Annotated in this window: 14 protein-coding genes; 4 read left to right on the top strand and 10 right to left on the bottom strand. The window is 54.7% G+C overall.

The window, feature by feature from the left end; genetic code table 11:
- Positions 1-106: 106 nt before the first annotated feature.
- On the top strand, positions 107-742 hold the full coding sequence (locus L1D47_RS01320; protein ID WP_239882260.1) for an alpha/beta fold hydrolase: 636 nt from the start codon (positions 107-109) through the stop codon (positions 740-742).
- Here the strand turns inward: L1D47_RS01320 and rarD are convergent.
- Positions 662-1588 (bottom strand): EamA family transporter RarD, encoded by a 927-nt coding sequence (gene rarD, locus L1D47_RS01325; RefSeq protein ID WP_239882286.1) that lies wholly within the window; start codon positions 1586-1588, stop codon positions 662-664. The genes L1D47_RS01320 and rarD overlap by 81 nt on opposite strands.
- A 790-nt stretch (positions 1589-2378) precedes the next feature.
- Here rarD and mnmD point away from each other — a divergent pair.
- The 3 genes from mnmD to L1D47_RS01340 all read left to right on the top strand — a co-directional run bounded on the left by mnmD (position 2379) and on the right by L1D47_RS01340 (position 5170).
- A complete protein-coding gene (gene mnmD, locus L1D47_RS01330; protein ID WP_239882261.1) occupies positions 2379-3080 on the top strand; it encodes a tRNA (5-methylaminomethyl-2-thiouridine)(34)-methyltransferase MnmD in 702 nt (233 codons plus the stop codon).
- A gap of 123 nt (positions 3081-3203) precedes the next feature.
- The gene (locus tag L1D47_RS01335) at positions 3204-4751 is read left to right on the top strand and encodes a VCBS repeat-containing protein (protein ID WP_239882262.1); all 1548 of its coding nucleotides are present in this window, start codon (positions 3204-3206) and stop codon (positions 4749-4751) included.
- 170 nt (positions 4752-4921) lie between these two features.
- Positions 4922-5170, top strand: a complete 249-nt coding sequence (locus L1D47_RS01340; RefSeq protein WP_239882263.1) for an intracellular growth attenuator family protein — start codon at positions 4922-4924, stop codon at positions 5168-5170.
- 218 nt (positions 5171-5388) lie between these two features.
- Here the strand turns inward: L1D47_RS01340 and L1D47_RS01345 are convergent, their stop codons facing one another.
- The 9 genes from L1D47_RS01345 to L1D47_RS01385 all read right to left on the bottom strand — a co-directional run bounded on the left by L1D47_RS01345 (position 5389) and on the right by L1D47_RS01385 (position 12936).
- Positions 5389-5643: a hypothetical protein gene (locus L1D47_RS01345; RefSeq protein WP_239882264.1), complete on the bottom strand. Its 255-nt coding sequence runs from the start codon at positions 5641-5643 to the stop codon at positions 5389-5391.
- A 399-nt stretch (positions 5644-6042) separates the two neighbouring features.
- Positions 6043-7284, bottom strand: coding sequence for a HAMP domain-containing sensor histidine kinase (locus L1D47_RS01350; protein ID WP_239882265.1), 1242 nt, complete (start codon positions 7282-7284; stop codon positions 6043-6045).
- A gap of 32 nt (positions 7285-7316) precedes the next feature.
- Positions 7317-8000 (bottom strand): response regulator transcription factor, encoded by a 684-nt coding sequence (locus L1D47_RS01355; protein WP_041509933.1) that lies wholly within the window; start codon positions 7998-8000, stop codon positions 7317-7319.
- A 103-nt stretch (positions 8001-8103) separates the two neighbouring features.
- Positions 8104-9471 carry a magnesium transporter gene (gene mgtE / locus L1D47_RS01360; RefSeq protein WP_239882266.1) on the bottom strand — a complete coding sequence of 456 codons (1368 nt, stop codon included), beginning with the start codon at positions 9469-9471 and terminating at the stop codon, positions 8104-8106.
- 100 nt (positions 9472-9571) lie between these two features.
- Positions 9572-9847 (bottom strand): HPr family phosphocarrier protein, encoded by a 276-nt coding sequence (locus L1D47_RS01365; RefSeq protein WP_041509935.1) that lies wholly within the window; start codon positions 9845-9847, stop codon positions 9572-9574.
- Complete coding sequence (gene rapZ, locus L1D47_RS01370) at positions 9840-10688, bottom strand: RNase adapter RapZ (RefSeq protein ID WP_041509936.1); 849 nt, start codon at positions 10686-10688, stop codon at positions 9840-9842. Before rapZ ends, L1D47_RS01365 begins: the two co-directional genes overlap by 8 nt.
- Positions 10685-11128 carry a PTS IIA-like nitrogen regulatory protein PtsN gene (gene ptsN / locus L1D47_RS01375; protein WP_041509937.1) on the bottom strand — a complete coding sequence of 148 codons (444 nt, stop codon included), beginning with the start codon at positions 11126-11128 and terminating at the stop codon, positions 10685-10687. Before ptsN ends, rapZ begins: the two co-directional genes overlap by 4 nt.
- A gap of 2 nt (positions 11129-11130) precedes the next feature.
- Positions 11131-11418, bottom strand: coding sequence for a ribosome hibernation promoting factor (gene hpf / locus L1D47_RS01380; RefSeq protein ID WP_011867108.1), 288 nt, complete (start codon positions 11416-11418; stop codon positions 11131-11133).
- A gap of 30 nt (positions 11419-11448) precedes the next feature.
- Positions 11449-12936 carry an RNA polymerase factor sigma-54 gene (locus L1D47_RS01385; protein ID WP_239882267.1) on the bottom strand — a complete coding sequence of 496 codons (1488 nt, stop codon included), beginning with the start codon at positions 12934-12936 and terminating at the stop codon, positions 11449-11451.
- Positions 12937-13054 lie beyond the last annotated feature (118 nt).

The raw sequence follows: 13054 nt of genomic DNA on the forward strand, positions 1-13054 counted from the left end.
GAGCTTATGATCCCTAATCGGTGGTATGCTGAGGTGAGCGCGGATCATAGCAAATATTTACCCCTTGGGGGTGATTTACTCGGTTGTTGAGGATGAGGGCCTAGGGATGAAACTGGTGTTGGTGCATGGGATCTTTAATACAGGTCATGTGATGGGGTGGATGCGTCGCCAATTTGAGCGCCAGGGCTACGAGTGTCTGACACCGACCCTGAGTCCCTTAGATGGCCGGCGAGGAATCGCCTACGCAGCTAAGCAGCTGCAAAGCTATATCCAGTCGGTCCTGGGCGAGGATGAGGCTCTTTGCCTCATAGGTTTTAGCATGGGCGGTATCGTCGCCCGTTACTATCTGCAGCACCTGGGTGGGGATAAACGTACCCGGGCGCTGTTTTCCATCTCTTCTCCCCATCATGGTAGCTATCTCGCCTGGCTGCCCTATCCGTCGCGGGCGATGCGTGAGTTGCGCCCTAAGAGTCAGTTGTTGTCACAGCTTGCCTGCAGCCAGGAGTCGCTTAACGGGATCGCCCTCTATTCGTTTCGCACACCCATCGACTTTACCATAGTGCCGAGTCGCAGCTCTCACTGGCCTGGCGCCGACAATAGAGTTATCTGGCGACCGCTTCATCTGTCGATGATCTTCAGTCGCCGGGTGGTGGCCGAGATCTTAGCGGGAGTGGTTCAGCTGGCGCCGGTTGGCGAGGCTGCGCCACAGGCCGGGCAGGGCCTCCAGCGAGCAGAGGATTAGCCCCAGCCAGATGAGGGCAAAGCTCACGGCCTTGACGCTGTCAAATGCCTCGTTAAACAGGAAGATCGCCAGCAAGAAGTGCAAGCTGGGTTCTATGTACTGCAACAGGCCGACCATGGAGAGGCTGGTGTGACGAATCGCCAGGGCGAAGAAAATCAGCGGCAGCAGGGTGACGGGCGCCGAGCCGATGTAGAGCAGCAGAGTACTGGTACCGCTCGAGAGCGCCTCACTCTGGCCCGTGGCGCTGAGCCAGAGCAGATAGCCGGCGGCGATGGGGGTCAGTAGGGCCGCCTCTATGGTGACTGAGGTGAGCGAATCGAAGTGGATATATTTCTTACACAGGCCATAGAGGGCGAAGAAGCTGCCCATGAGTAGCGCCAGCCAGGGAAGCTGACCATAGGCTATCACCATGTAAGCTATGCCCAATCCGCCAAGCATGACAGCCCATTTCTGGGCGACAGATAGCCTGTCTTTTAGAAAGATCACGCCTAATCCTATGGCAAACAGCGGGTTGATGAAGAAGCCCAGGCTCGCCGCCAACACCTGACCATGGGTGAGTGCCCAGGTGAAGCTGTACCAGGAGACACACATGATGACAGACGCCAGGGCGCACAAGGCTACCGAGGGGAGGTTGGCCTTGAGTATTGCCAGACTGGGCAGAGGCTTACCGAGTAGCAGAAAGACCAGCAGCATGAAGGGCACAGAGCAGAGTAGGCGTATCGCCAGCATCTCGGTGATATCCGCACCGGGCAGAAACTGATAGTAGAGGGGCAGGAGTCCCCACAGTAGAAATGAGACGATCGCCAGGGCATTGCCTTTGGCGCTAACTTGGGTGTGGCTGGGCATAGGGACTCTAGGTGTTATCTTGCTTTGGGTTGCATTGGCTTGTGTGTCATGCACGACTTTGCCATCGCTTAACTCGGTTTCCCTTCGAGGTTTCGGGCCTTGATGAGCGCGTGAAGGCGGTTTATACCAATCGTAATAAACAATTGATCATTCTAGCTTGTTAAAACGCTCGATAACGGTATTAGTATTTTTAATTGTAGAATAACTACTTATCTAAAAATCCTGCTTTGTTCTCAAGCGTTTTTCCTGCGCTATTTCTGATCACATGTTTACTGTGATTGGTATTAGTTAGCTGTGCATGGGGTTACCGGGAAAATCCCGACCGAAAGTGGCGCAGATTTTCCCATTACTGCGGCTACTTGGCTGTGAGATGGATCACTCTTGGCTGGTTTTGGTTTTGGTTTTGGTTTTGGTTTTGGTTTTGGCAATAGTCTGGCTAAATCGCTTAAGGGGAAACACTTGCATGCGAAGCCTAGGGTCTGTTGACCTTTCCTGTTTGTTTCTGCAGCGCTTTGTAGGTTATTTATACAAGGAAGAGTCCGTATAGTGTAGTTATTCTACATGAGCGGGCGATAACGCCGTAGAAATGGCCTACAAAAGCTGCCCGAAGGGTTCATCTAAACGCGCCTTGCCCTTTGTTGCCTGCTATTTACATAGAATAACTATGCCGCACAGCATGCGCCTTGAGCAAAACGCGTTTAGATCGAACAAAAATTAAACCTGAAAGATAAACAGACCCTAGGTCTAAGGTACAATCGGCGCCAGTAAACACTTTTTGACGAGCCCGAGAATGAACAAGATCCATGTGCAGATGACCAAAGATGGTTCCCACACCCTGATGAGCAGCCTGTTTGACGACAGTTACCATGCCCACAATGGTGCCATCAGCGAGTCTGAACACGTCTACATTCAGTCGGGCCTTGCCGCGCTGGATCCCGCCTTCGAGCGGGTGAACATTCTCGAGTTGGGGTTCGGCTCGGGCATGAATGCCATGCTCACACTCAAGCAGGTGCTAGGTGCAGACGGTAAGCCGGATAAACTCACCAGGCCGATCCGCTTCGTGACGGTCGAGGCCTATCCAGTCCCCAATGATGTGATCGCCCAGCTGAACTATAAGGAACATCTAGCGCCTGCGCTGCAGGATCTGTTCGATCGCCTGCACAGCGCGCCCTGGGGCGAGGATGTCACCCTGTTTCCCGGCTTCGTACTGCATAAGATCCATGCCTCCTGGGATAGCCTGGCATTGCCGAGTGAATCGATAAACCTGGTGTTCTACGATGGCTTTGCGCCGAGCAAGCAGCCAGAGTTGTGGACTCAGGATAACTTCGACCGGCTCTATCCTATGATGATGCCGGGGGGGATGCTGGTCAGCTATTGTGCCAACGGTCAATTTAAGCGTAACTTGAAGGCCGCCGGATTCAGGGTGAAGCCCCATCCGGGGGCGCTAGGGCGACGGGAGATGACTCGTGCATGGAAGCCCAAGCCAGAATAGTCAGGCAAATCCCGTTCTGACTCGCGGACTGTTTTTGTTTGTAACAAGTCATTAACTGAACTTTCTTTTTTGCCGGGAATCGATAGATTAGAACCCACTTGGCTTCACATAGGGAAATGATCTGTGAAAAAACTGGCAACTCGTGCACTCGCGCCTTGGCTCATCGCAAGCCTGACGCTCCTCTGCGCCATGCAGGCCTGGGCCGATAAGGTTGCGCCGCTGGCCTTCGTGTCCCAAACAATCGATACCGGTTTTAAACTGACCCACCCGCTGGAGAGCCTGAACCTGCTTGGCGATGCCAACAAGGAGCTGCTGGTGATCGGCGTAGATGATCGCCAGACCAAGTGGCTCGCCGTCTATGGCCTAGACACTGATACTGGCCAGTATCAGCTGCTGCACAAGCTGCCCCTCGCCGCCGATCTCTATCGCTATGATGTGAGTGCCAAGCCACAGCTGGGCAATTCACAGCAGGCTGATGCGCTGCAGTCGGTCTATTTTATGTCGCGCGCTCAACTCTCGGTGCTCAGGGTTAAGGAGCAGGGGCTGGTACTAGAGCCCTTGTTTGATGTTGCCCCGCTGGTGCTAAAGCCTCGCATCGAGTTTATTGCGCGCGGCGAGTTTGTTAGGGAGCTCAACCGGGATGGCCGTGACGACTTCATCCTGGGCCAGTTTGAGCAGACGCAGCTCTTCCTCAGCCAGGACGACGGCTGGAAGATTCAGACCCTGGCGATTCAGCCTAAGGTGCTGCTGTATCGCGACGGCGCCCGCTACAGCGAGACCAAGCTCTATTTTGCCGACATGGATCGCGATGGGCGCGACGATATCATCAAGGTTGGTGAGGGGGAGCTGGAGATCTATGCCCAGCATAGTGATGGTCAGTTTGAGAGCTATCCCAGGTTTCAGCCCGTGAGCCAGGCGATCAGTGGCCTGGACTGGTGGGACAGACGCGATGCCTATGGCGAGGCGCTGGATCAGAGCGATCTTGTCTACCGTAAGGTGGAGGCCCTGCAAGACGTCGACGGCGATGAGATAGTGGATATGGTGGTGCGCTATACCAAGAGTTCGGGCGTGCTCGATAGGGTTAACGACTATGAGATCTACCTGGGGGAGCAGGGCGAGAATGGGGTGACTTTCGGCAAACAGCCCCAGAGCGTGATCCGCGGTGATGGCACCCTGACGGGTTTCGAGCTGGTGGATATCGACCTCGATGGCCGCAGTGAGGTGCTGGTGTCTGGCTTCGATATAGGTCTGTCGCAGATCATCGGCGCTCTGGTGTCGGGGAGTATCGATCAGGATGTGCACCTGTTTACCATGGATGATAAGGGGCGCTTCGCTGCTAAGCCGAACATGAGCAAGTCGGTGGAGTTGAGTTTCAGCCTGACCTCGGGGCAGAGTGGCTCGCCCGTAGTCAGGTTGGCGGATATCAATGGCGATAGACGTCAGGACTTGCTGCTCTCCGATGGTGAAGAGGAGCTGGATCTGTTTCTGGGCAACGCCAAGGGGGCGCTCTTTGCTCGCAGAGAGAGCCTGAAGATCGCCCTGCCTAAAGATGGCGACATGCTGAGTAGCGAAGATCTAAATCTGGATGGTAAGGCAGATCTGCTGATCAAGTATGGCAGACAGGATAAGCCAGCCTTGCAGAGTCAGTTCTTGGTGATCATGACCCAGTAGTCGCCCCCTTGTGTTAATCGCGCAGAGATACACTTTGTCGCAATTTAGCTGCTTGCCATAACTCAAATTACTTCAGTGAGTTAGCATCTACTAACCGGCGCTACTCATGGAGGGCAGGCTGGCTTAAGGCTTGTTTCATTTTTCATCGCTACCCTGAGGTCGAAGGTGACTTGTGGTCACCCAGAGACTATGTGAAGGGCTTGTGTATGATAGGTTTTGGCAGCGCCAGTAGTTCTGCAGGAGCAGATGTCGCCGTAAACATCATCACTTACCTGGGAGCCGGATGCTTGTTGGTAGTGGTCGTAGGGTTTGCAATAGCCCTGTATCAGGAGTGGCAGATAGTGCGCCGCTTCGATGCCGAGAAGCAGAGACAGAGATTCTTCGATAGCCTCTCCAATATCACGCCGCGCTCCCGTTAGCGGCCTCTTGATTCTTTAAGGGGTTAGACTCCCTTGTCGCCTGGTTCGCGAGTACTGTTCCTCGAACTGGGGCGCTCGAACCTGGCCACTCGAACCTGGACGCTCGAACCTGGACGCTCGAACCTGGCCACTCGAACCTAGTCGCTCGAACCTGGACGCTCTGACATGAGTCGCCCTTATATGAGTCGCATCAGGCGATAAGCCCTAGTTAAGTCGTCTTAGTTGAGCGATAGCCTGGCCTGCTCCGCGACCAGGGCGACAATCTCACGATTCAGGCTGAGCTGACGTTGTCGGCTCTGGTCTGTCGCTTCGCTGGCTAGCGCACTTAGGCTGTCATGGATCGCGCGCGACTGCGAATGACCGCCCAGGTGGTGCGGGTAATACTGATCTTGATGATTTGGCTCGCCGTCGAATTGCGGCTGCCAAAACGCGTCTTTGTCTCTGGTGTGTCTTTGTGTCTCAAGCCTGTACAAGGGAAAGCCTCCTGAGTGCGTGACCGCGCTAGGGCCTGTTGACCTTTTGAGAACAATTTTTGTTCTAATTGAGCACGTTCAAATCGCGGCATGAGGCTTGAAGTATAGTTATTCTATATAAAAGCCGAGTAACAAAGAGTTGAACGTGCTCAAGACGAACCCTGCGGGCAGCGTCTGTATCATTTTTCTACTGCGTTATCGCTCATTGATGTAGCACACTACATTACAATCGCTCTGCCTTGTATAAAATCGATACAGAATGCTGCAAAAATGAACGCGAAAGATAAACAGGCCCTAGGATAAGCGAAACTTATGCCAATTAGATGACAGACAGAAACTCGGGGTTGGGGCGTGCTAGAACCTGGCTTAGCGCCTATGTTGCACCATTATTTTGCACCATTAGCGTGCATCAATTGCTGCAGGGAAGTGCAACCTGGCGATGCAACCGGTATCGCTATTGTTGAGGCTAAAACGCCATTGATAACGCTGACACAGGGCCTCGACGATCTCCAGCCCCAGGCCATGGCCCTGGGGGCGGGTGTCGCTACTGCTCATGCCATGGCCCTGATCTTGTACCGAGATCCCTTTTTCATCGACGCTGATGCTGATGTGGCCGCTATCGCTGGCGTTGATGGCGTTATTAAGCAAGTTGACCAGCAACATGCGTAGCACAGGCTCGCTGGGGGCTATCTGCGGACTGGCATCGAGTTGTAGCGTTAGCTGGATCTGTTTCTGGCTTGCCAGGGGGGCGACCTCGGCCAGGATCTGCTTGAGTTCCTTCTCCTGTAGGGGTCTGAGCTCGGGCGAGCTCAGTCCTTTTTCCTGTTTTACCAGGCTCAGCAGTGCATCGATGATCTGCTGCATATTGCTGGCGGCCTTGGCGATGCGCCCGCGTTGTCGCTGTTGAAACTCCGGATTGCCTTCCTGCTCGAGCAGACGGCTGGCGCCCTGAATAATGGTCAGCGGCGTCCTGAGTTCATGACTGGCATAGCGAGAGAAGGCCCGTTCGCGGCGGATCAGCTGGGCGATCTGCTGCTGATAGTGATTGAGGCTGGCGGTGAGGGCATGAAACTCCAGGGTGGCGTCCTTGGAGACTTGAAAGCTCTGGTTGCCCTCCGAGCCCTCGAGCTGCTCGCTGATGGCCCGGATAGGAGCGATAAGCCTACGGGTGAGCATGGTGATGGCAAAGCCGAACAGGGCAAACAACATCAGGGTGACCGCCAAGATAACCAGGCTGATGTTGTTCCATTCGTCACGGCTCAGCTCTACCTTCTCGGCATCCATCACCAGAATCAGGGGATGGGTTGCCTTGGTGTCGTCATATTGGCTGCGATAGATGAAGATATCTTCCTTGAAGGTGTCGTGTAGCTCATCGAGAAAGCCGATGGGGAGATCGGCAATGGTTTGATATTCCTTGGGTAGGGTGTCCGGATCATTGTAGGCAACGATCGTGGTGCTTAAGACCAGCGGCGACATGGCGCCCTGTTCGAACGCCGTCTGAGCACTGGGGGCGATCTGCTCCAGGGTGCGGCGGTTGAGTTCATCTTCGACCCAGTAGAGGATGATGATACTCAAGATATAGAGGATCGCGGCCACCAGGAGGGCGATGCTCCCGAAGTAGAAACTGAGTTTACGAGTCATACTCTTGGCGGTTTTTCGCACCTGTTGGGCCTCTATTGATTCACGTCTAACCGAAAGCCTATCTTAGGCACTGTCAGTATGATGGGGGTGTCGAAGGGTTTATCCACCTGGTTTCTCAGCTGGTACATGTGGCTGCGCAGGATATCGCTGTTGGGAGGCTCTTCCCCCCACAGATGCTGCACTATCTCCTCCCGCTTCACCACATTGGGGGCGCGGGAGATCAGCAGGTGCAGGATCTGGTAACCACTGGGAGTCAGCTGCAGTTTCTTGCCATCGCGGTAGGCGGTATGCTCGGCGATGTTGAGGGTGAGCGGCCCACACTGCTGGCAGCCTTGAGCGACCCGTCCCAGCTGGCGTTTGATTAATGCCAGCAGGCGCACATGCAGTTCATCGAGATCGAAGGGCTTGGTCAGGTAATCGTCGGCGCCGCTGTGAAAGCCTTGCAGCAGATCCTGTTTGTCGTCCAGCGCCGTCAGCATCAGGATTGGGACGCTGGAGCCTTGCTCTCTCAGGGCCTTGGCCACGGCATAGCCGTCCATCTTGGGCAGCATGAGATCCAGTACTATGGCGTCGAAGTGTCCCTCGGTCGCGAGGCGCAGGCCGAGTTCGCCGTTGCTGGCGTAATCCACCTGAGCCCCCTGGGCTTCCAGGTAGTCTCCCAGGACGCCGGCGACATCGGCATTATCTTCTATGATGAGTATTTGAGTATTTTGCATGGCTTTTCTCTCGCCGGTGACTCTACCTATCCTAGCGTGAAAAAGATGTCGTTAACATTGAAATTCAAGCGCATCCGATTGGGCTTTGGGATGCACTCGAGAATCAATTCAGCAGGAACAGGGTGGCGAGGCCGAGGAAGGCGAACAGGCCAATCACATCTGTGACTGTGGTGAGCACCATGCCGCCGGCCAGCGCGGGATCAATATTAAACTTCTTCAGCAGCAGGGGAATGCAGGCGCCAGCCAGACCGGCCACCGTCATGTTGATCAGCATGGCGCCGCCGATCAGTCCGCCCAGGGCGATATCGCCCTTCCATAGCCAGATGGCCGCAAACACCAGCAAGGACCAGAGCAGGCCGTTGAGAAAGCCGATAGCCAGCTCCTTGCCGATCAGCCAGCGGGAGTTACTCTGACCTATCTGTCCCAGGGCGATACCGCGTATCACCAGGGCCAGGGTCTGGTTGCCCGCCACGCCGCCCATGCTGGGTACTATGGTCATCAAGATGGCGATGGTGGCAAACTGCTCCAGGGTGTTCTCGAACATGTTGCTGACCGAGGCGGCCAGCAGCGCGGCAAACAGGTTGATGGTCAGCCAGAGGGAGCGCCTCAGGGTGCTCTTGACCACAGGGCCGAAGGTATCGGTATCGTCATCCATACCCGCCATCCCCATCATGGAGTGTTCGGCGTCCTCACGGATCACGTCGACGATATCGTCGATGGTGATACGGCCCAGCAGACGATTGGTTTCCTCTTCCACCACGGGCGCCGAGACCCAGTCATGGCGTTCGAACAACTGGGCGACTTCGCCGTCGTCCATGGCCACGGGGATCCCCTCGAGATCGTCGTTCATGATCTCTCGCACCGAGGCATTAGGATCGCAGGTGAGCAGGTCGGTAATGCGTACGCCGCCCAGCAGGCTGTCGCGCTTGTCCACCACATACAGGGTATCTGTGGCATCGGGCAGCTCGCCGCGGATCCTCAGGTAACGCAGAATCACATCTATGGTGACATCGGGCCGCACTGTCACGGTATCTGTGTTCATGATACTGCCGGCGGTATCTTCCGGATAGGAGAGCGCCTGCTCCACCCTGGCCCTGTCTTGCGCCGTCATCGACTGCAACACCTGATTGAAGACGCTGTCGGGCAGGCTACGCAGTATGTAGGCCAGATCGTCGGTATCCATGCCTTCGGCCGCCTTGGCGACCCGCTCGGGACTCATCTGGGTGATCAGGGTATCTTTGAGCTCTTCACCCAGCTCGTCGAGGATCTCCCCCGTGTGCTGCTGGTCGATCAGCTGCCAGAGCACCTGACGGGTGCGCGGCGGCGAAGATTCCAGGATGAATGCGATATCGGAGGCGGCCATGTCGTGCAGCATGCTGCGCACATGGACAAACATGCCACTGCCTAAGGCTTGAGTCAGCTGATTAAGGCGTTGATCTGTGGTCTCACTATCTAACACTTCGATCGGCATAGCTCCTCCTTTGGCAGTTGATTGAACGGCATGGGCGGTAGGCTTGTAAGTCTATGATAAGTATAGGACGAAATTAAGCTGGTACCGGAAAGCGAGCCGATTATACGGCCTCATCGAATTTGGCGTCAATAAGGGCGCTGATGGCATCTAGGGCCGCCTGGGCATCTTTGCCTTCGCTGGTGATGGTGATGGTTTTGCCCATGCCGGTCTCGAGCATCAGGAGGCCGAGTACGCTGGCGGCGGAGGCCTGTTTATCGCCCTGAATTAGGGTGACCTCGGCGTCGAACTTGGCGGCGAGTACCGCCAGCTTGGTCGCCGCCCTGGCGTGTAGCCCCAGTTTGTTACAGATGGTCAGCTGGCGAGCCAACTTAGTCATGCTTTAGCTCTCTGTGGCGAGCCTGTACCTTATGCTGCCCCTTGTTAAACAGCTTGGCGAGCTGGTCGGTCACATAGACAGACCTGTGCTGACCGCCGGTGCAGCCGATGGCGATGGTGAGGTAGCTGCGGTTGTTGCGCTCGAGGTGAGGCAACCAGGTCTCCAGCAGGTTTTCGATCTGCCAGATGAACTTGTTGACCAGTGGCTGCTGACTGAGAAATTGCTGCACAGGCTCGTCCAGGCCGGTTAAGGGCCTCAGCTCCGGCTCCCAGTGGGGGTTGGGCAGGAAGCGTACGTCGAACATGAAGTCGGCTTCGCTTGGCATGCCATATTTAAAGCCGAAAGATTCGAAGTTGATCACCAACTCTTTATCCACAGTGCCAAGCAGGATCTCGCGAACCTTGTCGCTTAGCTCATAGATGTTGAGGTTGGAGGTATCTATGTAGTGATCCACCAGTTTAGCGATGGGATCCAGTAACTTACCTTCGAGCTGTATCGCCTCCTTGAGGGAGACCTTAGAGCGTGACAGCGGGTGTAGTCTGCGGGTCTCGCTATAGCGCTTGAGCAGCACGCTGTCGCTGGAGTTCAGGAAGAAACTTAAGATTTCGGTATCTTTGGGAAGCTTGGCCAGCTGCTTTTCCAGCTGGATCTCTTCGCTCGGCATATTGCGCACGTCGACACTGATGGCCACGAGATCGTTGCGTCCCTTGAGCTGCTCCAGCAGGGACTCCATCATCTGCAGTGGCAGATTATCGACACAGTAATAGCCTAGATCTTCTAAGACCCTAAGCGCGACGGATTTTCCCGATCCTGAGCGTCCTGATACCAAAACCAATTTCATTGGGTGATCACCTGATAGAGTTCGGATTCATCTTGGGTCTTTCTTAGCTGCTTAATGATCGCCTTATCATTGAGCTTCTCGGCCATGGCGGCCAGGGTGCTAAGATGTTGCTCGCATTGATCTGCGGGCACTAATAATGCAAAAAGGATATCGACGGGCTGATTGTCAATGGCATCGAATGCGATTGGTTCAGCACATTTCACCAGTACGGCCACGGGTTGATCTATGTTGGTCAGCCGCCCGTGAGGAATCGCGATACCATTGCCTATACCTGTGCTGCCCATTTTCTCTCGAGCCAGAAGGCTTTCAAAAATTTCTTGAGAGGAGAGGGTAGGGTACTGGACAGCGGCTAAGTCGCTGATAAGCTCCAGTACCTTTTTCTTACTGCCCGGAGTGGCGCAGGTGGTGCACTCCGGCCGCAGGATGGTACTCAGTTCCATCGTTAATGTTTAGTAAGCTTCTCTTTGTGTTTAATGACCTGACGATCGAGTTTGTCAATCAGGGAGTCTATCGCGGCATACATGTCCGCATGTTCGGATGTTGCGAACACTTCTCCGCCGCGGAGATGTAACTTTGCCTCAACCTTCTGTTGCAACTTTTCGACATTTAATACAACGTGCACATTATTGATCTGATCGAAATGACGTTCAAGCTTTGTGAATTTCTCTTCGATGTAGCTTCGTAGAGATTGGGTGATCTCGATATGGTGCCCAGTCAGGTTTATTTGCATAAAGATAGTCCTCCAGTTTCCAGGTTTGTTTTATAAGCTCTTGCGCTGATTCGACGGCGGTATCAGCATCGCTTCGCGATACTTGGCAATGGTGCGTCTAGCTACCTTGATACCCTGTTCGGCCAAGAGTTGAGCCATCTTGCTGTCGCTCAATGGCTTTTTCTGGTTTTCCGCAGCAACCAGCTTCTTGATGAAGGCGCGTATTGCTGTTGAAGAGCACTCTCCGCCATCGTCGGTACCGACGTGACTGGAGAAGAAGTATTTGAGTTCGAAGATCCCTCTCGGGGTATGCATATATTTTTGTGTGGTCACACGTGAGATGGTGGACTCGTGCATCTCCACCGCCTCGGCAATGTCGTTCAGTACCATGGGCTTCATCGCCTCTTCACCAAATTCGAAGAAGCCTTGTTGGAAGTCGACGATACAGTTGGTCACCTTGAGCAGGGTCTCGTTGCGGCTCTCCAGGCTCTTAAGGAACCATTTGGCTTCCTGCAGGTGGCCACGAATAAACTGGCCATCCGCCTGGCTCTTGGTGCTGCGCGCCATGGCGGCATACTGCTGATTGACGTTGATCTTGGGCATGCTGTCGGGATTAAGCTCGACCACCCAGCGCCCCTTCTTCTTGGTGACGGTCACATCCGGGATCACATACTCGTCGCGGCTGGCGGTGATGGCGAGACCGGGACGGGGATTGAGTGTCTGGATCAGGGCGATGGCATCCCTTAGGTCATCTTCTTTGAGCTTGGTCTTGCGCATCAACAGACGGAAGTCGCGGCCGGCGATGAGATCCAGATGTTCCTTGATCAGCATGCGGGCGTTGGCGATGTGCGGCGTGTCGTCGCTGTATTGGGCGAGCTGAATCGTCAGGCATTCGCTGAGATCCCTCGCCGCCACGCCGATGGGATCGAAGTGTTGTACCCGCTTGAGTACAGCCTCGACCTCGTCGAGTTCGATCTCAGGATCGCCCATGGCTTCGAGAATATCTTCACAGGTCTGGGTCAGGTAACCACGCTCGTCGATGGCATCTATGATGGCGGTGGCGATGGCCAGATCGTTATCGGAAAAGGGGGTCAGGTTCTTCTGCCACTCAAGGTGTTCATACAGGCCTTCGCTGGTTTCACCCTGAAAAGGCATGTCGTCGTCACGCATGGCGCCCGAGCTGGAGTTGGGCGAGGCGGTATAGACCTCGTCCCAGGTGGTATCGACCGGCAGCTCGTCTGGCATGGAGTCCTGGGTCAGGGCGTCAGAGGTCTCGACACCTGAATTATCCTGGCTCGAATCCAGCTCTATCTTGTCGTCGTACTTGTTATCGAAGTTGTCGCTGACGGTATCATCTTGCAGCTCGACATTGGCGCTCTCCTGCTCTTCGTCCAACTCCAGTAGCGGGTTAGATTCTAATGCCTGCTGGATCTCCTGCTGCAACTCTAATGACGACAACTGCAACAGACGAATGGCCTGTTGTAGCTGGGGCGTCATGGTGAGATGCTGACCCATTTTGAGCTGAAGTGACGCTTTCATCGTACTGCTATTCCCTTGTTTCTAATTATAAAATGAGAAAGCTCTGGCTATATGTGCCGGACAAATATATCGAATAGTCGCTAAGGCCACAATCTAAGATAGGTTTTTCTGTGTGGCC

Origin of the sequence: Shewanella sp. Isolate7 (genome assembly GCF_022398425.1) — a bacterium.
Taxonomy (GTDB): domain Bacteria; phylum Pseudomonadota; class Gammaproteobacteria; order Enterobacterales; family Shewanellaceae; genus Shewanella.